We start from the raw sequence: 19,325 nt of genomic DNA on the forward strand, positions 1-19,325 counted from the left end.
GCGCACGCCGCGCGGCCGACACCGTGGAGGGGCAGATGGGACACCAGGACGGGCCCGACGAGCAGCACCGCCGCCCGCCGGGGGTGAGCGACACCACGGTGGCGGCGCTGGGCAGGCTCAGCGAGGCGCTGGAGACCGTGGAGCGGGCGCGCGGGCACCTCTACTCGATGCACCAGCTCATCGGCCACGCCGACCTGATGCTCGACGATGCCGTGGCGAAGTTCCGCGCCGCCGGGCACGACGCGATCGCCGAGCGGATCGCCACCGACCTGCTGGGCCGCAACGTGATTGCCGGCCGGTGGACCTTCCAGATCGTCGAGGACTTCGACGACGGGTACCACGCGCTGTTCCGGGACCTCGACCGCCGGGCGCGCGAGGAGCTGGTCGGCGGCCGGCGACACCTGTACGAGGCGGAGATGAAGGAGCGGCGGCGCACCCAGGGCCGGGCCGGGCACGAGGCGCGGCCGGGCGGCGGGAACTGACCCCGTGCCCTGACCGGGGCGCCGGGCCGGCCGGGGGCTAGTCGGCGGAGGGCGCGCCGGCGGGGCGGCGCCGCGAGGCGTCGTCCGCGATGATCACCGTGGCGACCATCAGGGCGACACAGAGGCTGAACAGCCAGGAGTCGTCGGTGGCGAACTTGGCGGCCACCGGCGCCTGGACGGCGGCGAGGAGGAAGCCGAGCCAGGCGAGACGGCGTTGACGAACGGTAAGGAACCCGGAGCCCTGCTGCATTCCGAAATTCTTACGCGGCGACCGCCGATCGCCGTCACCCAAACGGTCGATTCTGGATGACCTGTCCGCCTTCACGGCCACCCGTACCGCGCTTTTTGTCGTTTCGGGGGTAGCGGTCGCGGCTGGTTCTTGTTCCCGAAGGACGTGGTCGGGCCGGCCGTGGCGGGGTGGGGCAGGATGGTCGGCCGTGTCCACCCCCGCCCCGCCCCGCGCCTCGCTGCTCCTGCTCGCCTACCTCGCGTTCGTCAGTCTCGGCCTGCCCGACGGGCTGATCGGGGTCGGCTGGCCGTCCATCCGGGCGGACTTCGACGTGCCCACCGAGGCGGTCGGCCTGGTGCTCACGGCCGGCACCATGGGCTACCTCACCTCCAGCGTGCTGGCCGGGTTCACCCTGGCCCGCCTCGGCGTCGGTTGGCTGCTGGCCGGCAGCACCCTGCTGGCCAGCCTGGCCCTCACCGGCTACGCCACCAGCCCCGTCCTGGCTGTCATGACGGGCTGCGCGCTGGTGCTCGGGCTCGGCTCCGGGGCGATCGATTCCGGGCTCAACGCGTACGCGGCCGGAGCGTTCGGGCCGCGCCACATGAACTGGATGCACGCGTTCTTCGGCCTCGGTGTGGCCATCGGCCCGTTGATCATGACCGGGGCGCTCGCCGCCGGCCTCTCCTGGCGCTGGGGGTACGGCATGGCCGCCGCCGCCCAGCTCGCCCTCGCCGCCGCGTTCGCCCTCGCCGTGCGGGCGTGGCGGGACCGAGGGGCGGCGGGTGCGGGCGGCCCGGGATCACCAGACCCCGGGCCGCAGGAGGCCGCCGCCCCGGTCCGGGTACGCGAGACCCTGCGACTGCCGGCCGTCTGGCTGGGCTCGCTCGCCTTCGCGGTGTACGTCGCGATCGAGGCCGCGGCCGGGCTCTGGGCGTTCCTGCTGCTCACCGAGGGGCGAGGGCTGACCGCCGAGGTGGCCGGCGTCTGCGTCTCGGGCTACTGGGGAAGTTTGTTCGTGGGGCGGGTGGTCCAGGGCATCGGGTCCGAACGGCTCGGCGCCGCGAAGGTGCTGCGCGGGAGCCTGCTCGGCATGGCCGCGGGTGCCGCGCTGATCGCCCTGCCCGCCCCGGCCTGGGTGGCGGTGGCCGGCCTGCTGGTGCTGGGCTTCGCCGCCGCGCCGGTGTTTCCGCTGCTCATGCTCACCACAGCCGAGCGGGTCGGCGCCGCCCACGCCGACCGGACCATCGGGGTGCAGGTCGCCGCCGCCGGGCTGGGCGGCGCGCTGGTGCCCACCGGGATCGGCGTGCTGGTCGGCAACACCTCGGTCCAGGCCCTCGGGCCCGCGCTGACGGTCCTCGCCGTGGCGCTGTTCGCCCTGCACGCCGCCATCTCCCGGCGACGCTGAGCCGCCGCCACCTTTCGCGGCGGCGCTGGCCCGCCGGGCCCGTCCGGCACGGTGGCGCTGGCCCGCCGGGCCCGTCCGGCACGGTGGCGCTGGCCCGCCGGGCCCGTCCGGCACGGTGGCGCTGGCCCGCCCGCCAGCGCTGACCCGCCCTGCCCGCCCGTCGGGCCGCGGGTGGGCAGGGCGGGCATCACCCGTTGTCCGGGCCGGTCCGTCCCATGGTCGACGCCCGGTACGCCCGGTCGGCGTCCGTGAGCTCGCGCTCCCGCTCGGCGGGCGTCGCGTCGCGGTCCACCGCCTCCGGGCCGTGCCCGAACGTGGCCTCCTCGCCCGCGTCGTTGGCCGTCACGTCGTCGGACTGCCCGTCGAGCGTCGACCGGGCGATCGCCCGGTCCAGTTCCTCCAGCGGGAGCCGTTCCTCGTCGCGCCACACGTGGCTGTCGTTGTCGGTCATGCTGTCGCGGTACCCGGGGCCGGTGATCGCAAACGGCCGGCCGCCGCCGTACCCGGCAACGACGACGACCGCCGGAAGTCGGCGGCCCTCGTCGACGCGTCCCGGTGGATCAGGGCTGGGGGCGGTCGACGGCACCCCGCCAGGCGCCGGTCTCCTGACCGCGCCGCTCGATGAACTGCTTGAACCGCTCCAGGTCGCCCTTGGCGCGGCGGTTGACGACGCCGAGCTTGTCGCCGGCCTGCTCCGCCACACCGTGCGGCTCGAAATCGAGCTGGAGGGTGACCCGGGTCCTGCCCTCGTCCAGGCGGTGGAAGGTCACCACGCCGGCCTGCTGGGTGCCGCCGGTGGACCGCCAGGCGACCCGCTCGTCCGGCAGCTGCTCGGTGATCTCGGCGTCGAACTCGCGCTTGACCCCGGCGATCTCCACCGTCCAGTGGGTCTTCGTGTCGGAGATTTGGCGGACCTCCTGCACCCCCTCCATGAAGTGCGGGAACTCCTCGAACTGGGTCCACTGGTCGTACGCGGTCCGGATCGGGACGGACACGTCAATGTGTTCGGTGATGTCACTCATCGACAAGCCTCCTCAGTGGGCCGGTGTGTTTGTCGGATCTCGTGGGCCGATTCGGTCACCAGCGCGTCGTCTCGTTTCGGTTGCCGAGCGCGGCCCACACCTCGGAAATCGTCTGGTAACGGGTGCCCGGCGGCAGGCCCTCCAGGGCGGCGACGATGTCGTCGGGCGCGTCGTTGCCGCGCGCGTTCGCGACCAACGCGTCCCGGTCGCCGGGCAGGGCGGTCATCGTGATGAACCGCCCGAGCCTGCTGCGCGCCTCCACGTCGGTGGAACTCATCCCCTGCGGGGAGCCGGTGCGCAGCTCGCCGGCCGGCGCCGTGGTCGGCTCCGGCTGGTCCTCGCCCGCGGGCTCGGGCTGCCGGGACTCGTCGACCCGCGAGCCACCGGTCCCCGGGCCCTGCACCAGGCCGTTGACCTCCTGGCTCATCTGCTCGTCGACCCTCGGGCTGTGCTTGCTGCTGCCACGTTCCATGTCTCCTGCGCTACCCGAGGGGGCCGCCGGTAAACCGAAGGGGACGCCTGGAAAGCGGCAAACAGTCACTAATCGGCCGGTGACCGGGGCGGCAGAATCGGCTCGCCCGGGTCGGGGTCGCCGGCCTGGATCTGCCGGCCCCGTTGCAGCTCGGCGTTGATCTGCACGCCCAGCATCAGCGCGCAGTTGGACAGGTAGAGCCAGACCAGGAACGCGATCACCGCGCCGAGGCTGCCGTAGGTGACGTCGTACGAGCCGAAGTTCGCCACGTACAGGCCGAAGCCGAAGGAGGCCAGCGCCCAGGAGACCAGGGCCACCGCTCCACCCGGGGTGAGCCAGCGGAACCGCGGCTGGCGCACGTTCGGGGCGATCCAGAACAGCAGCGACAGCAGCGACATCACCACCATGGCCAGCACCGGCCACTTCACGACGCTCCACACCGTCCGGGCCAGCCCGCCGGCGTTGACCAGGTCGCCCACCGCGTCGGTGACCGGGCCGCTGACGATCAGGCCGGTGGCCACCACGGCCAGCAGCACCAGCGTCACGGCGGCCAGGCCGATCTGCAACGGGCGCAGCCTCCAGATCGGCCGCCCCTCCTGCACCCCGTAGATGGCGTTGGAGGCCCGGGTGAACGCCCCGATGAACCCCGACGCCGACCAGAGCGCGCCGAGCAGACCGAAACTGAGCAGCACCTTCGCCCCGCTCTGCTGGTCCACCACGCCCCGCACGACGCTGACGAAGCTGTCGTTGCCGACCACCGACCCGGCCCCCACCTCGCGGGCCAGGTCGATCACGGTGTCCACCGTCCGCTCGCCGTCGGAGACGAGCCCGACCAGGGCGACCACCACGATGGTGGACGGGAACAGCGCGAGCACCCCGTAGTAGGTGAGCGCGGCGGCCCAGTCCGCGCAGTTGTCCTTCACGAAGTTCCGACCGCTGCGCACCAGCACCCCGCGCCAGGTGTGCCAGCTCAGCTGGCGTACCCGCCGGGGCAGCCGCAGCGGCCCGCCGGAAGGAGCCGTGCCCGGTTCCGTCGTCGCTGTCATGACCGCCCCCTGCGCCCAGGCGGCCCGAGTGTCGGCCACCCCGTCGCTCGCCTGGCCCCGCCGGTACCCAACCCCAAAACTCGCCAAACCCGCCCCTCCCGCCCCTCCCGCCCCTCCCGCTCTTCCCGGTGCGCGCACTTTCACGGAATGTGTGGCTATGGCGCGCGCCGATGCCACACATTCCGTGAAAGTGCGCGCAGGGAGGTGGGGTGGGAGGGGGTGGGGTGGGGTGGGGTGGAGGAACGGTCCGTGGGTAGTCCGTGGGTAAGGAGTCGAGGCGGAGGAGGAATCACATGCCCGGACGCGAGGTACTGCCCAGCACGCTGCGGCGCTCCCCGGAGAAGGCGCAGCGCACCTGGGAGAAGACGCACGACTCGGCGGTGGAGACATACGGCGAGGGGGAGCGGGCGCACCGCACCGCGTTCGCCTCCGTGAAGCACGAGTTCGAGAAGGTGGGCGACCACTGGGAGCCCAAGGGCCGCAAGGGGCCCAGCGACCGCCAGGCGGCCGGCGGCGGCCCGGAGCGGCGGGCCCCCACGGCGGGCGGGGTGGACGCCAACGCCACCAAGGACCATCTGATGGGGGTGGCCCGCAAGCTGGACGTCCCCGGCCGTTCCCGAATGACCAAGCCCGAACTGGTCAAGGCCATCGAGAAGGCCAACGACCGCCAGACCCGCCGGGCCCGCGGGGGCTGACCCCGCCCGACCCGCACCGCCACCGCCCCCGGCCGGGGCGCTCACTCACCAGTGTCCGCCGCCGGGGGCCTGCAGGTGGACGGCCTTGGTGGCGGTGAACTCGTCGAGGAGTTCCGGGCCGAAACCGAACCCCTGACCGCTGGCGCGGCGCGGTTGGGCTGCGCCGCCCGGAGCCCCGCCGAAGACGGCGTTGACCTTGACCGTGCCGACCGGGAGTTCCCGCCAGGCCCGATGGGCGTGGCTCATCGACCCGGTGAGCACCGTGGCGGCCAGCCCGTACGGCGAGTCGGCGGCGCACCGCAGCGCCTCGCTGAACGAGTCCACCACGACCACCGGGGCGACCGGGCCGAACGTCTCCTCGCGGACCAGGGACATGTCGTGCCGGCAGTCGGTGACCACGGTCGCCGGGTAGAACGCCCCAGGCCCGTCCGGCAGCGCGCCGCCGGTGCGCACCCGCGCCCCGTCGGCCACCGCCGCCGTCACCTGCCCGTGCACGTGGTCCCGGTGCCGCCGGTCGACCAGCGGCCCGAGCTCGGTCCCCGGGTCCCGCCCGGGGCCCGTCCGCAGCGCCTCGGCCCGCCGCACCAGGGCGTCGGCGAAGTCCTCGGCGACATCGCGGTGCACGTAGATCCGCTCCACCGCGACGCAGATCTGCCCGGCGTTGGCGAACGACCCCAGCGCCGCCTGCTCCGCCGCCCAGACCGGGTCGATGCCGGCGTCGACGACCAGCGGGTCGCTGCCGCCGTTCTCCAACAGCACCTTCGCCCCGGTCCGGGCCGCCGCCGCGGCGATCGACCGGCCGCTGGCGGTGGAGCCGACGTGCGCCACCACGTCCACGTCGCTGGCGGCCAGCGCCGCGCCGACGTCGCCGCCCCCGGTGAGCAGCGACAGCACCCCGGGCGGCAGCGCGCCGTCCAGCGCCCGGGCCAGCAGCCATCCGGTCGCCGGGGTCCGCTCGCTCGGCTTGTGCAGCACCACGTTGCCGGTCACCAGGGCCGCGCCGAGCAGCCCGCAGGCGACCGCCACGGGGTCGTTCCACGGGGTGAGCGCGGCGACCACCCCGCGCGGCTGCGGGGTCATGAAGTCGATGGCGTCCGCGCCGCCGAGCAGGGTCCGCCCGCCGCGCAGCGGGGCCAGCTCCGCGTACTGTCGCAGGGTCCCGACCCCCGCCTCGACGCCGCCCCGGGCGTCCGCCAGGGGCTTGCCCATCTCGGCGGTGACCGCCGCGGCCAGCTCCTCCGTCGTGGCCTCGACCGCGTCCGCGGCCCGGTGCAGGGCAGCCGCCCGCTCGGCCGGGGCGGTCGCCGCCCAGTCGGCCGCCACGCCCCGCGCGGCCTCCACCGCCTTGCCGACCTCGTCCGCCGTCGCCACCGGCACGGTGCTGACCGGTGAGCCGTCGGCCGGGTCGCGGACGACCAGTTCGCCGCCCGTGCCGCCCGCGCCCCACACTCCACCTATGAGCTGCGAAACCGTGTACATGCGGCGGTGGATGCCCCGGTCCCCCCGACGCAAACGCGTTTCACCCGGTAACCGGCCGGGTAGCCGGATCGGATGATCTCGACCGGGGTGCAGACGGCGGACGCCGTGGTCGTCGGCGCGGGCCACAACGGCCTGGTGGCCGCCAACCTGCTGGCCGACGCGGGCTGGGACGTGCTGGTGCTGGAGGCGACCGGCGCTCCCGGTGGGGCGGTGCGCTCGGCCGAGGTGACGGCCCCCGGCTACCTGAGCGACCTGTACAGCTCCTTCTACCCCCTCGGGTACGCCTCCCCGGTGCTGGCCGACCTGGAGCTTGACCGGCACGGCCTGAGCTGGACCCACGCCCCTGACGTGCTGGCCCACCTGCTGCCCGACGGCCGGGCGGCGGTGCTGAACCGGGACCTCGACGCCACGGCGGCCTCGCTGGAGGCGTTCGCGCCGGCCGACGGCGAGCGGTGGCGCCGCTCGTACGCTGATTGGCTGGACGTGGCCGGGCCGATGCTGGCGGCCATCACCACCCCGTTCCCGCCCGTGCGCGGCGGGCTCGGCCTGCTGCGCCGGCTGAGGGTGGGCGGGTCGCTGCGGCTGGCCCGCCGCCTCGTCGTGCCGGTGCGCAAGCTCGGCGACGAGATGTTCGACGGCGAGGGCGGCACCCTGCTGCTGGCCGGCTGCGCCCTGCACACCGACCTGTCGCCGGACGAGGCCGGCTCCGGCGTGTACGGCTGGCTGCTGGCCATGCTCGGCCAGCAGGTCGGCTGGCCGGTGCCGGTCGGCGGGGCGCAGCGGATCACCGACGCGCTGGTGGACCGGCTCACCGCCCGGGGCGGCCGGATCCTCTACGACGCCCGGGTGGACCGGGTGCTCACCGCCCGGGGCCGGGCGATGGGGGTACGCACCGTCGGCGGCACCGCCTGGCGGGCCCGGCGCGCGGTGCTGGCCGACGTCCCCGCCCCCGCGCTCTACCTGGACCTGGTCGGCCCGGCGGCGCTGCCGCCCCGGCTGGTGGAGGACCTCGCGCACTTCCGGTGGGACGGCTCCACCCTGAAGGTCGACTGGGCGCTGTCCGGGCCGGTGCCGTGGGCCAACCCGACGGTGGCCACCGCCGGCACCGTGCACCTCGGCGCCGACCTCAACGGCCTGACCGGCTACGCCGCCGAACTGGCCCGGGGCGAGGTCCCCCGCGACCCGTTCCTGCTGCTCGGGCAGATGAGCGTCGCCGACCCGAGCCACTCGCCGGCCGGGACCGAGTCGCTCTGGTCGTACACCCACCTGCCGTTCCGGCGGAACTGGCGGGCCGAGGACATCGCCGCGCACGTGGACCGGATGGAGGAGGTGCTGGAGGCGGCGGCCCCCGGCTTCCGGGCCCGGATCGTCGGGCGGCACGTCGCCGGCCCGGCGGACCTGGAGCGGGGCGACCCGAGCCTGGTCGGCGGGGCGTTGGGCGGCGGCACCGCCGCGGCGTACCAGCAGCTCTTTCTGCGGCCGATCCCCGGCCTGGGCCGCGCGGACACCCCGGTGGACCGGCTGTACCTGGCCAGTTCGTCGGCGCACCCGGGCGGCGGGGTGCACGGCGCGCCGGGCGCGAACGCGGCCCGGGCGGCACTGGCCCGCGACCGGGCGGTCACCGGCGGGCTCTACGCCGGGGTGATCGGCGCGGCCAACCGGGCGGTCTACCGCTGAACTCGCCGGCGTAGCGCCGCCGGCCGATCGCCGAGCCCGCCGGCCGGTCACCGTGCCCGCCGGCCGGTCACCGTGCCCGCCGGCCGGTCACCGTGCCCGCCGGCCCATCGACGGACGCCGGATCGTCACCGAGGGCGGCCGACCGGTGACGGGATGGCGGGGTGGCGGCGGGGTGGCGGGCACGGGCGCTTCGGGCACCCGGGCGCAGGGCCGTCAGCGCTCGATGTTGCGGTGCCGGGTGCGCAGCTTGAACGGCATCAGCGCGCTCTCGATCTTGGTGGCGGTGGTCATCTTCGAGTCGCCGTCGCGGCGCTCCTCGAAGCGGATCGGCACCTCCAGGATGGTGTGGCCGAGCTTCGTGGCCAGGTAGTGCATCTCCACCTGGAAGCTGTAGCCGTTCGACTGCACCCGGTCCAGACCGATGTCGCGCAGCGCGTCGGCCTGCCAGATCTTGAAGCCCGCCGTGAGGTCGCGGATGCGCACCCGCAGCAGCGTGTGCACGTAGAGGTTGGCCCAGCCGCTGAGCGCGCGGCGGTACAGGGGCCACGCCTCGTCGAGCTGGCCGCCGGGGACGTAGCGGGAGCCGATGACCACCCCCGCCCGGGTGGACAGCAGCGCACCGAGCATGCCGGGCAGCGCCTCCGGCGGGTGGGACAGGTCGGCATCCATCTGCGCCACGTACTCGGCGCCGCCGTCGAGCGCCCGGGTGATCCCGTCGACGTACGCCCGGCCGAGGCCCTCCTTGCCGGCCCGGTGCACCACCTGCACGCGGTCGGGGTGTTCGAGGGCCAGCTTGTCGGCCACATCGCCGGTGCCGTCCGGCGAGTTGTCGTCGGCGACCAGCACCGTCAGGCCCGGCAGCGGCAGCGCGAGGAGCCGCTCGACCAGCACCGGCAGGTTGCCCGCCTCGTTGTAGGTGGGGACCACGACGGTCAGGCGCGCGTCACGCCACGGCTCGGGCAACAGCACGGGTTCGATCATGACGGACATCCTCGGTTTGCCGACAGGTTCACCAAGAGGGTAGCCAGTTGCCCGTTCCTTGTTGTAAAGGCTCCCCGTCCGGCACGCGTGACGTGGTGTGTTCCCCGGTCGGGCGGCCTTCCTCGGCGACCTGACGGAGAGGCGGCGGGCCAGGCCGGTCACCGATCCGCCTTCTGCCGGGTCGAGATGTCGGCGAGCCGGCGCAGCGTCTCCTTGTTGCGCTGGTGCAGCACCAGGTTGTTGAGCTTGTTCCGGACCCAGCGCAGCGGGCCGGCGGCGAAGTCCTCGCCGATGCGGACCCGGGTGGCGTGCTCGCCGACCGGTTCCAGGGTGAACACCACGATCGCCTCGCCGGCCGGCCACAGCCCGGCCCTGAGCACCAGCTTGCGCGGCGGCTCATGGACCAGCACGGTGGAGACGTCCTGGAGGGAGAACGGCCACGGTCCGGCCTTGTGGTGCAGTCGGGCGCCGACCTGGGGCCAGGCGTCGTCGACGCCGCGCACGTGCACCGTGCCGACCACCCAGTCGCTGTACGTCCAGCCGTCCGCGAGGACGTCGAAGACCCGCTGTGGGGGTGCTTCGATCACTTTCTCCACAATCGCCACTGCGCTCCCATACCCGGCTCCGGGCGGGGCTAACGACGCCGGTGGGTTAGCTTCTCCGGTGCGGCGGGTATCGCCGCACCGGAGAAGACGCGCGACCCACCCGCTCCCGGTCCGCCCGCCGTGACGCGGTCCCGCGACAGGAGCCGGCCCGGCGGGCCGGCCACCCGGGACAGGAGCCGGCCCGGCGGGCGGGGCGGCGGTACCGCGCCGAGGCCGACGTTTACTCCTCGGGGCGCAGGGAACCCGCCGCCCGTGCGACGGGACCAGTTGGAGCCGGATCGGCGCAGGTCAGCCCGGGTGGACCCGGGTGCTGACCGCGCTCGGTCCGGCGGTGTCCTGTTCGACGCGGTGCTGTTGGACCGGGACGGGACGTTGATCGAGGACGTGCCGTACAACGGGGAGCCGGAGAAGGTGCGGCCGATGCCGGGCGCGCGGGAGGCCCTCGACCGGTTGCGGGCGGCGGGGCTGCGACTGGGGGTGGTGACGAACCAGTCGGGCCTGGCGCGGGGGTGTTTCACCGCCGGGCAGCTGGAGCGGGTGCACGCGCGGATCGAGGAGCTGCTGGGGCCGTTCGACACGTGGCGGGTGTGCCCGCACGACGCCGGGGCGGGGTGCGGGTGCCGTAAGCCCGCGCCGGGGCTGGTACGCGCCGCAGCCGCCGATCTGGGCACCACGCCGGGGCGGTGCGTGATGGTGGGGGACATCGGTCGGGACATGACCGCCGCCCTCGCGGCGGGCGCGTCCGGGGTGATGGTGCCGACGCCGGTGACCCGGGCCGAGGAGGTCGCCGCCGCCCCGTACACCGCCCCGACGCTGCCGGCCGCGGTGGAGGAGATCCTGCGCCGGCAGGCCGCCGTCGTTCCCGCCGAGCGGCGTACGGCGGGGACGGTGTTGGTGGTGCGGTCGGACTCGGCGGGGGACGTGCTGGTGACCGGGCCGGGGGTCCGGGCGGTGGCGGCGCACGCGCGGCGGGTGGTGCTGTTGTGCGGGCCCCGGGGGCGGGCGGCGGCGGGACTGCTGCCGGGGGTGGACGAGATCGTCGAGTGGCCCCTGGAGTGGATCGACCCGAACCCGGCCTCGGTCGACCCGCAGCGGATCGGCCGGCTGGTGCGGCGGCTGGCGGCGGTGGGGGCGGACGAGGCGGTGATCTTCACCAGCTTCCACCAGTCGCCGCTGCCGCTGGCCCTGCTGCTGCGCCTGGCCGGGGTGCCCCGGATCGCCGCGATCAGCGACGACTACCCGGGGAGCCTGCTGGACGTGCGCCACCGCGTCCCGGCGGGGGTGCCGGAACCGGAGCGGGCCCTGTCGCTGGCCGCCGCCGCCGGTCACGCCCTGCCCGCCGACGACGAACCCCGACTGCGCCTGCGCCGGGACGCGGTGCCGGCCGCGCCGTCGCAGCTCGGCCCACCCGGGTACGTGGTCGTGCACCCCGGCTCGTCGGCCTCGGCCCGGGCCTGCCCGCCGGAGCTGGCCGCCCGGATCGTCCGGGTGCTCGCCGACGCCGGCCACCGGGTGGTGGTCACCGGCGGAGCCGGCGAGCGGGAACTGACCGCCCTGGTCGCCGCCGCCGGGGGCACGGACCTCGGCGGACGCACCGGACTCGCCGAACTGGCCGGGATCATCGCCGACGCCGGTGCTCTCGTCGTGGGCAACACCGGCCCGGCCCACCTCGCCGCCGCGCTCGGCACCCCCGTGGTCAGCCTGTTCGCCCCCACCGTCCCGTTCGGGCAGTGGGGGCCCTACCGGGTGCCGACCGTCCGGCTCGGCGACGCCGACGCGCCCTGCCGCGACACCCGCTCGGCGGGCTGCCCGGTCGCCGGGCACCCCTGCCTCGCCGGGGTCGACCCGGCAGCGGTCCTCGACGCGGTCCGGCTCCTCGACTTGCCCACGGCGAGGGCCGCCGCGCCACCGTCGGACGAGCAGGAACGCTCAGCCGACGCCACGGCCGGAGCCGGCGGGGTGGCCGGCGCCGACGCCACGGCGGGCGGGTCGCCGGCGGTCGCCGTGCCGGCCGGTGGCGGGAGCGGCCGATGAACGTCCTGGTCTGGCACGTGCACGGCTCCTGGGCCACGTCCTTCGTGCACGGCAGGCACCGCTACCTGGTGCCGGTCACCCCCGACCGGGGCCCCTACGGCCTCGGCCGGGCCCGCACCTACCCGTGGCCCGACGGCGCCGTCGAGGTCACCCCGGCCGAGCTGCGCCGGGCCGAGGTGGACGTGGTGATCCTCCAGCGCCCCGAGGAGTTCGACCTGGCCTCCGAGTGGCTCGGCCGCCAGGTCGGCCGGGACGTGCCGGCGGTCTACGTCGAGCACAACACCCCCAAGGGGGACGTGCCCAACACCCGTCACCCGATGGCCGACCGCGACGACCTGCTGCTCGTCCACGTCACCGGATTCAACCAGCTCTTCTGGGACAACGGCGGCACCCGCAGCACCGTCGTCGAACACGGCATCGTCGCCCCGAACGTCGAGTGGACCGGCGAACTCGACCGGCTCGCCGTCGTCATCAACGAGCCGGTGCGCCGCTGGCGGGTCACCGGCACCGACCTGCTGCCCCGGTTCGCCGCCCTCGCCCCGCTGGACGTCTTCGGCATGGGGGTCGCCGGGCTGGCCGACCGGCTGGGGCTGCCCGCCGACCGGGTCACCAGCCACGACGACGTGCCGCAGGACCGGATGCACGCCGAGCTGGCCCGGCGGCGGGCGTACCTGCACCTGTGCCGGTGGACCTCGCTCGGGCTCAGCCTGATCGAGGCGATGGCCATCGGCATGCCGGTCGTCGCGCTGGCCAGCACCGAGGCGGTGGTGGCGGTGCCGCCGGAGGCCGGCGCGCTCTCCACCCGGGTCGACGACCTGCTGGCGGCGACCCGCCGGTTCCTCGACGACCCGCCGGCCGCCCGCCGGGCGGGCGCGGCGGCCCGGCGGGCCGCCCGGGACCGCTACGGCCTGGACCGTTTCCTCGCTGACTGGGACCGGCTGCTGGAGGAGGAAGTATGCGCATCGCGATGATCTCGGAGCATGCCAGCCCGCTCGCCGTCCTCGGCGGCGAGGACGCCGGCGGCCAGAACACGCATGTCGCGGAGCTCTCCGCCGCGCTCGCGGCCGCCGGTCACGACGTGCGGGTGTACACCCGTCGGGACGCGGTGGACCTGCCGGTGACGGTCCGCAGCCCGGACGGGTACGACGTGGTGCACGTGCCGGCGGGGCCGGCCGAGCCGGTCGCCAAGGACGCGCTGCTGCCGCACATGCGGGCGTTCGGCCGCCGGCTGGTCGACTGGTGGTGCACCGGGGACTGGACGCCCGAGGTGATCCACGCCCACTTCTGGATGAGCGGCCTGGCCGCGCTGGCCGCCGGCCGGCAGACCGGGGTGCCGGTGGTGCAGACGTACCACGCCCTCGGCACGGTGAAGCGCCGCCACCAGGGCGCCCAGGACACCAGCCCGCCCCGCCGGATCGCCCACGAGCGGGAGCTGGGCCGGGCCGTCGACCGGGTGGTCGCCCAGTGCCAGGACGAGGTCGGCGAGCTGGTCCGGCTCGGGGTGCCCCGGTCCCGGATCACCGTCGTCCCGTCCGGGGTCAACCTCGGCACGTTCACGCCGCTCGGCCCGGCCGCCGAGCGGGCCCCGGGGCGGGCCCGCCTGCTCACCGTGGGCCGCCTGGTGGAGCGCAAGGGCTTCCAGGACGTGATCCGCGCGATGCCGCTGGTGCCGGACGCCGAGTGCGTGGTGGTGGGCGGCCCGCCGGAGGGGCTGCTGGAGACCGACCCGCACGCCCGGCGGCTGCGGGCGCTCGCCGAGTCCAGCGGGGTGGCCGACCGGGTGACGCTGGTCGGGGCGGTGCCCCGCGAGGAGATGGGCCGCTGGTACCGCTCCGCCGACGTGCTGGTCGCCGCCCCCTGGTACGAGCCGTTCGGGCTGACCCCGCTGGAGGCGATGGCGTGCGGGGTGCCCGTGGTCGGCACGGCCGTCGGCGGGCTGACCGACACCGTGCTCGACGGCGTGACCGGCGACCTGGTGCCGGCCCGGGACCCGCGCGCGCTGGGCGCCACGATCCGGCGCCTGCTCGACGACCGGATCCGCCGGTTCTCCTACGCCGGGGCGGCCCGCGACCGGGCCCGGCGCAGCTACTCCTGGGCCGCCACGGCCGAGCGGCTCACCGACGTGTACGGCCAGGTGGCGGCGGTGCACCGGCCCGCCCGGGTGGTCGCCTGATGGCCGCCGGCCAGCCCGGTCCCGCCGGCCCGGCCGCCGGCCAGCCCGGTTCCGCCGGCCCGGCCGCCGCACCGGCCGGTCCCGCCGGCCCGGCAATTTCGTCGTCGGTGCTCGACGGGCACCTGGCCAACCTGGCCGCGGCCCTGCTGCCGTACCGCAGGTCGGAGGAACTGCTGGCCCGGTGGGGCGGGGAGCTGGCGCACCGGCTCGCCGCCGGCGGCCGGTTGCTGGTGGCCGGCAACGGCGGCAGCGCCGCCGAGGCCCAACACCTCACCGCCGAACTCGTCGGCAAGCTCCGCGACGACCGGCAACCCCTCTCCGCCATCGCCCTGCACGCCGAGACCTCCGCCCTCACCGCCATCGCCAACGACTACGGCTACGACCACACCTTCGCCCGTCAGGTCCGCGCCCACGGCCGGCGGGACGACATCCTCCTGCTCATGTCCACCAGCGGCACCAGCACCAACCTCCTCACAGCGGCCCGCGCCGCCCGTGAGGTCGGCCTGCGCTGCTGGGCCCTCACCGGTCCCACCCCCAACCCCCTCGCCGACGCCTGCCACGACGCCCTCGCCATCGACTCGCCGGACAGCCAGGTGGTCCAGGAACTGCACCTGGTCTCCGTCCACGTGCTCTGCGAGCACGTCGACCGGGTGCTCCCCGCCGCCCTCGCGGCGGCGGGCGAGCGCGGCCCGGACGGCGCGGCGCCGGCGGTTGGCGCGGCCGGCGGCCCGGAGCGGCCGGTGCGCGCCGGGGTCGAGGTGGTGCTGGACGGCGAGGCCGCCCGGCAGGTCGAGGCGGGCTGAGGAGGCGAGCTGATGGCGGGACCCGTGGTGGTGGTCGGTGACATCCTGCTCGACCGGGACGTCGAGGGGGTGGTGAACCGGCTCTGTCCGGACTCCCCGGTGCCGGTGCTCGACGAGTCGGCGGCCGTGGACCGGCCCGGCGGCGCCGGCCTGGCGGCGGTCTTCGCCGCCGCGCTGGGCGCCGAGGTGGCCCTGGTGACCGCCCTCGCCGACGACGAGGGCGGGGCCCGACTGAGCACGCTGCTCGCGGCCGCCGGGGTGCAGGTGTACGCGCTGCCGCTGCGCGGCGCCACCCCGGAGAAGGTCCGGCTGCACGCCCGGGGTCGGGTGCTGCTGCGGCACGACCGGGGCGGACCGGCCGGGGAGCCCGGCGAGCCGAGCGAGGTCACCCTGCGGCTGCTCGCCTCCGCGTCCGCCGTGCTGGTCAGCGACTACGGCCGGGGAGTGGCCCGGCAGCCGGCCCTGCGCGGCGCGCTCGCGGCGACCCGTGCGCCCGTGGTGTGGGACCCGCACCCCCGGGGCCCGGCGGCGGTGCCGGGGGTGCACCTGGCCACCCCGAACGAGTCGGAGGTGCGCGAGCTGGTGAAGACCGGGCCGGGCGCGTCCCGGCTGGCCACCGCGTCGAGGGGCGCGCAGGAGCTGCGCCGGCGCTGGCGGGCCGGCGCGGTCACCGTCACCCTGGGCGGCGACGGGGCGCTGCTCTGCCACGCCGGGTCGACGCCGCTGGTGGTGCCCGCCCCGGCCAGCGCCGAGGGGGACACCTGCGGTGCGGGCGACCGGTTCGCCGCGACCGCCTGCATCGCCCTCTCCCGGGGCGCGCTGGTCTCCGAGGCGGTGCAGGCGGCGGTCACCGAGGCGTCGGCGTACGTCGCGGCCGGGGGAGTGGCCGCAGCCCTGCCGCCGCCGGCCCGGACGGTCCCGGTGACCGGGTCCCGCACCGGCGGCGGCGACCGGGTCGGGGTGGGTGCCGCCGCCGCGGTGGTCGCGGCGGTCCGCGCGGCCGGCGGCACGGTCGTCGCCACCGGCGGGTGCTTCGACCTGCTGCACGCCGGGCACGTGGCCACCCTGGAGGCGGCCCGCCGGCTCGGGGACTGCCTGGTCGTCTGCCTCAACTCCGACGCCGGCGTGGCGGGGCTGAAGGGGCCGGACCGGCCGGTGGTGCCGCAGGCCGACCGTGGCCGGCTGCTGGCGGCGCTGGGCTGCGTCGACGCGGTGCTGGTCTTCGACGAGCCCACCCCGCAGGCGGCCCTGACCTGGCTGCGCCCCGACGTCTGGGTCAAGGGCGGCGACTACGCCACCGGCGGCGGCGAGCCAGGGCTGCCCGAGGCGGAACTGCTGAGCCGTTGGGGCGGGCACACGGTGGTCGTCCCGTACCTCGACGGGCGCTCCACCACCGACATGATCGCCGCCGCCCGTGCCGGCGGCGGGACGACCGGGCCCGGCGACCGGGTGCCCGGGCCGCCGCCGGGCGTGGCGGTGGGCGTGGACGGCGCGACGGCGAAGGGGGCACGATGACCGGCAACGCTGCGGGGACGGGGCAGACCGTCCTGGTCACGGGCGGTTCGAGCGGCTTGGGGGCGGCCGTGGTGACGGCCGTGGCCCGGGCCGGCGGTCGGCCGCTGGTGCTGGACCGCCACGCCCCGGCCGACGGGGTGCCGTGGATCGAGTGCGACCTGGCCGACACCCGGGCCGCCGAGGCGGCCACCCGGCGGCTCGCCGAACGCTCCGGCGGCCTCGACGCCGTCGTCACCGCCGCCGGCATCGACGTGCCCGGCCGGCTCGCCGACGTGCCCGGGGCGACCTGGGACCGGATCGTCGCCGTCGACCTGCTCGCCACCGCCGCGGTGATCCGGGCCGCCCTGCCCTGGCTGGAGGAGTCGCGGGGCAACGTCGTCACGGTCGCCTCCACCCTCGGCGTGAAGGCCGTCAGCGACGCCACCGCGTACTGCGCCGCGAAGTTCGGCGTGGTCGGCTTCACCCGCGCCCTCGCCGCCGAGCTGGCCGGGGCGGTCGGCGTCACCCTGCTCGTCCCCGGCGGGATGCGCACCGCCTTCTTCGACGAACGGGACGCGCAGTACCGGCCCGGCCCGGACGCCAACCTCAACGACCCCGCCGACACCGCCGCCGCCGTCATGTTCGCCCTGTCCCAACCACCCGGCAGCGCCGTACGCGAACTGGTCGTCTGCGCCGAGCGCGAGTCTTCGTACCCGTGATCCTCGTGCTCCGGGCGCTCGGCGTCGGCGACCTCGCCACCGGGGTGCCGGCGCTGCGCGCCCTGCGCGCCGCGTACCCCGGCCGGGAGCTGGCCCTGGCCGCCCCGCGCTGGCTGGCCCCCCTGGTCGACCTGGTCGGCGGCGTCGACCGCCTGGTGCCGGCGGACGGCCTGGGGAACCTGGCGTGGCCCGGCCCGCCGCCGGAGCTGGCGGTCAACCTGCACGGTCGCGGCCCCCGGTCGCACCGCGTGCTGGCCGCCACCCGCCCCGGCCGGCTGTTCGCCTTCGCCAGTCCAGCCGCCGACCACGCCGACGGCCCCGACTGGCGGGCCGACGAGCACGAGGTCGACCGGTGGTGCCGCCTGCTCGGCTGGTACGGCCTCCGCGCCGACCGCGCCGACCTGGCCCTGCGCCGTCCCGCGCCCGGCGGCGTGCCGACCGGGGCGACGGTGGTGCACCCCGGCAGCAAGGTCGCGGCCAAGCGCTGGCCGGCCCGGCGGTTCGCGGCGCTGGCCCGGGAGCTGGCCGGCCGGGGGCACCGGGTGGTGGTCACCGGTTCGGCGGGCGAGCGGGAACTGGCCGGGTGGGTGGCGTACCACGGGGGGCTGGCGCCGGACGCGGTGCTCGCCGGCCGCACGGACCTCGGCGACCTCGCCGCCCTCGTCGCCCACGCCCGCCTGGTGGTCAGCGGGGACACCGGCGTCGCACACCTCGCCACCGGGTACGGCACCGCGTCGGTGGTGCTCTTCGGCCCCGTCGCGCCGGCGCGGTGGGGGCCGCCGCCGGACCGCCCGTGGCACCGGGTGCTCTGGCACGGCGACGGTGGCCCGCGCGATCGGCCCGCCGCCGGGTCGCCCGGATCGCGGGGTGGTTGGCCCGGGCTCGATGGGGTAGCAACCGATCCGGCATTGGCGGCCGTCGGCCTCGACGAGGTGCTGGCGGCCGTGGACGACGCGGAACGGGCGGTGCGGGTCTCCGGTGCGGTTACGGCGTAGCGATCCGGCCAGGCCGGGGTACGGCCGCCGGCGAAGCGGCAGGGGATGGACGTTCCTCGACCCGAGGGGCGAGCCGGTCCGCACCCCCGGCGAACTGCCCCGGCTGCGGGAGCTGGTGATCCCGCCGGCCTGGCGGGACGTGTGGATCTCGCCGCACCACAACGGGCACATCCAGGCCACCGGGATGGACGCCGCCGGCCGCAAGCAGTACCTCTACCACCCGCAGTGGCGGCGCAACCGGGACGAGGCGAAGTTCGACCACGTGCTGGAGGTCGCCCACCGGCTCCCGGCGCTGCGCGAGCGGGTGGAGCACGACCTGTCCGTCCGGGGGCTGAACCGGGACCGGGTGCTCGCCACGGTCGCCCGCCTGCTCGACATGGGGATGTTCCGGGTCGGCAGCGACCAGTACGCGGTCGGCGACGACGCCACCTTCGGCGTCTCCACGCTGCGCCCCGAGCACGCCCGCAGCCGGCGGGGCTGCGTGGTGTTCGAGTTCCCCGCCAAGGGCGGCGTCGACCAGGTGCGGCGGATCGAGGACCCGGAGCTGTGCCGGGTGCTGACCGACCTGCGCCGCCGACGCCGCCGGGCCGAGCGGCTGTTCGGCTACTGGGACGGCCGGGACTGGCGGGACGTGCGCAGCGACGAGGTCAACGAGTACCTGCGGGCCGCCAGCGGCGGTGAGATGACCGCGAAGGACTTCCGCACCTGGCACGCCACCGTGCTGGCGGCCACCGAGCTGGCCACCCACGGGCCGGCCCGGTCCGCGACGGCCCGCAAGCGGGCGGTGGCGGCGGTGATGCGCGAGGTCGCCGAGCTGCTCGGCAACACCGCGAACGTGGCCCGGGCCTCCTACGTGGACCCCCGGGTGGTCGACCTGTTCCACGACGGGGTGGTGGCCCCGGTGGAATCGGGCATGCCCCGGGCGGAGGCGGAGCGGCGGGTGCTGGAACTGCTGAAGGACGCCTGACCGGCCCCGTCGACGGTCCTGGGGGGAGAGCGACGGGGCCGGAGCCG

At 76.1% G+C, this 19,325-nt stretch carries 19 protein-coding genes and 1 pseudogene; 12 read left to right on the plus strand and 8 right to left on the minus strand.

Going from position 1 to position 19,325, the window contains the following annotated elements; genetic code table 11:
• The first annotated feature begins 35 nt into the window (after positions 1–35).
• Positions 36–482 (plus strand): hypothetical protein, encoded by a 447-nt coding sequence (locus tag GVV04_RS25580; protein ID WP_161691274.1) that lies wholly within the window; start codon positions 36–38, stop codon positions 480–482.
• Positions 483–519: 37 nt separating this feature from the next.
• Here GVV04_RS25580 and GVV04_RS25585 read toward each other — a convergent pair whose 3' ends face one another.
• The gene (locus GVV04_RS25585) at positions 520–732 is read right to left on the minus strand and encodes a hypothetical protein (protein ID WP_161691276.1); all 213 of its coding nucleotides are present in this window, start codon (positions 730–732) and stop codon (positions 520–522) included.
• Positions 733–919: 187 nt separating this feature from the next.
• Between GVV04_RS25585 and GVV04_RS25590 the strand changes: the two genes are divergently transcribed.
• Complete coding sequence (locus tag GVV04_RS25590; protein ID WP_328822571.1) at positions 920–2,116, plus strand: MFS transporter; 1,197 nt, start codon at positions 920–922, stop codon at positions 2,114–2,116.
• Between the two features lie 187 nt (positions 2,117–2,303).
• On the opposite strand, the gene GVV04_RS25595 is transcribed toward GVV04_RS25590, so the two are convergent.
• The 4 genes from GVV04_RS25595 to GVV04_RS25610 form a co-directional block, all read right to left on the minus strand.
• The gene (locus GVV04_RS25595; RefSeq protein WP_161691278.1) at positions 2,304–2,567 is read right to left on the minus strand and encodes a hypothetical protein; all 264 of its coding nucleotides are present in this window, start codon (positions 2,565–2,567) and stop codon (positions 2,304–2,306) included.
• Positions 2,568–2,676: 109 nt separating this feature from the next.
• Positions 2,677–3,138, minus strand: coding sequence for an SRPBCC family protein (locus tag GVV04_RS25600; RefSeq protein WP_161691280.1), 462 nt, complete (start codon positions 3,136–3,138; stop codon positions 2,677–2,679).
• 55 nt (positions 3,139–3,193) lie between these two features.
• Positions 3,194–3,610, minus strand: coding sequence for a DUF2795 domain-containing protein (locus tag GVV04_RS25605; protein ID WP_161691282.1), 417 nt, complete (start codon positions 3,608–3,610; stop codon positions 3,194–3,196).
• 68 nt (positions 3,611–3,678) lie between these two features.
• Positions 3,679–4,656: a YihY/virulence factor BrkB family protein gene (locus GVV04_RS25610; protein WP_161691284.1), complete on the minus strand. Its 978-nt coding sequence runs from the start codon at positions 4,654–4,656 to the stop codon at positions 3,679–3,681.
• Positions 4,657–4,949: 293 nt separating this feature from the next.
• Between GVV04_RS25610 and GVV04_RS25615 the strand changes: the two genes are divergently transcribed.
• Positions 4,950–5,351 carry a ChaB family protein gene (locus tag GVV04_RS25615; RefSeq protein WP_161691286.1) on the plus strand — a complete coding sequence of 134 codons (402 nt, stop codon included), beginning with the start codon at positions 4,950–4,952 and terminating at the stop codon, positions 5,349–5,351.
• A 45-nt stretch (positions 5,352–5,396) separates the two neighbouring features.
• Here GVV04_RS25615 and GVV04_RS25620 read toward each other — a convergent pair whose 3' ends face one another.
• Positions 5,397–6,830 (minus strand): aldehyde dehydrogenase family protein, encoded by a 1,434-nt coding sequence (locus tag GVV04_RS25620; RefSeq protein WP_161691288.1) that lies wholly within the window; start codon positions 6,828–6,830, stop codon positions 5,397–5,399.
• 72 nt (positions 6,831–6,902) lie between these two features.
• Here GVV04_RS25620 and GVV04_RS25625 point away from each other — a divergent pair, with 72 nt between their 5' ends.
• The gene (locus tag GVV04_RS25625; RefSeq protein ID WP_161691290.1) at positions 6,903–8,507 is read left to right on the plus strand and encodes a phytoene desaturase family protein; all 1,605 of its coding nucleotides are present in this window, start codon (positions 6,903–6,905) and stop codon (positions 8,505–8,507) included.
• Between the two features lie 213 nt (positions 8,508–8,720).
• Here the strand turns inward: GVV04_RS25625 and GVV04_RS25630 are convergent, their stop codons facing one another.
• Positions 8,721–9,488 (minus strand): polyprenol monophosphomannose synthase, encoded by a 768-nt coding sequence (locus tag GVV04_RS25630; RefSeq protein ID WP_161691292.1) that lies wholly within the window; start codon positions 9,486–9,488, stop codon positions 8,721–8,723.
• 158 nt (positions 9,489–9,646) lie between these two features.
• Entirely contained in the window at positions 9,647–10,075 is a 429-nt protein-coding gene (locus GVV04_RS25635; RefSeq protein WP_328822573.1) for an SRPBCC family protein, read from the minus strand.
• A 315-nt stretch (positions 10,076–10,390) separates the two neighbouring features.
• Between GVV04_RS25635 and GVV04_RS25640 the strand changes: the two are divergent.
• The 8 genes and pseudogenes from GVV04_RS25640 to GVV04_RS25675 form a co-directional block, all read left to right on the plus strand.
• Positions 10,391–12,007: pseudogene (locus GVV04_RS25640) on the plus strand (HAD-IIIA family hydrolase); the annotation flags it as partial.
• A gap of 116 nt (positions 12,008–12,123) precedes the next feature.
• Positions 12,124–13,098 (plus strand): glycosyltransferase, encoded by a 975-nt coding sequence (locus tag GVV04_RS25645; RefSeq protein ID WP_161691298.1) that lies wholly within the window; start codon positions 12,124–12,126, stop codon positions 13,096–13,098.
• On the plus strand, positions 13,083–14,300 hold the full coding sequence (locus GVV04_RS25650) for a glycosyltransferase (protein ID WP_161691300.1): 1,218 nt from the start codon (positions 13,083–13,085) through the stop codon (positions 14,298–14,300). The genes GVV04_RS25645 and GVV04_RS25650 overlap by 16 nt, the downstream gene beginning before the upstream one ends.
• Entirely contained in the window at positions 14,300–15,103 is an 804-nt protein-coding gene (locus GVV04_RS25655; protein ID WP_161691302.1) for a D-sedoheptulose-7-phosphate isomerase, read from the plus strand. Before GVV04_RS25650 ends, GVV04_RS25655 begins: the two co-directional genes overlap by 1 nt.
• 12 nt (positions 15,104–15,115) lie before the next feature.
• The gene (locus GVV04_RS25660; RefSeq protein ID WP_161691304.1) at positions 15,116–16,618 is read left to right on the plus strand and encodes a PfkB family carbohydrate kinase; all 1,503 of its coding nucleotides are present in this window, start codon (positions 15,116–15,118) and stop codon (positions 16,616–16,618) included.
• Positions 16,615–17,316: an SDR family oxidoreductase gene (locus GVV04_RS25665; RefSeq protein ID WP_161691306.1), complete on the plus strand. Its 702-nt coding sequence runs from the start codon at positions 16,615–16,617 to the stop codon at positions 17,314–17,316. The genes GVV04_RS25660 and GVV04_RS25665 overlap by 4 nt, the downstream gene beginning before the upstream one ends.
• Positions 17,313–18,311, plus strand: coding sequence for a glycosyltransferase family 9 protein (locus GVV04_RS25670; protein WP_161691307.1), 999 nt, complete (start codon positions 17,313–17,315; stop codon positions 18,309–18,311). Before GVV04_RS25665 ends, GVV04_RS25670 begins: the two co-directional genes overlap by 4 nt.
• Positions 18,295–19,278 (plus strand): DNA topoisomerase IB, encoded by a 984-nt coding sequence (locus GVV04_RS25675; protein WP_161691309.1) that lies wholly within the window; start codon positions 18,295–18,297, stop codon positions 19,276–19,278. The genes GVV04_RS25670 and GVV04_RS25675 overlap by 17 nt, the downstream gene beginning before the upstream one ends.
• Positions 19,279–19,325 lie beyond the last annotated feature (47 nt).

Source organism: Micromonospora rubida (assembly GCF_009908295.1).
GTDB lineage: Bacteria > Actinomycetota > Actinomycetes > Mycobacteriales > Micromonosporaceae > Micromonospora > Micromonospora rubida.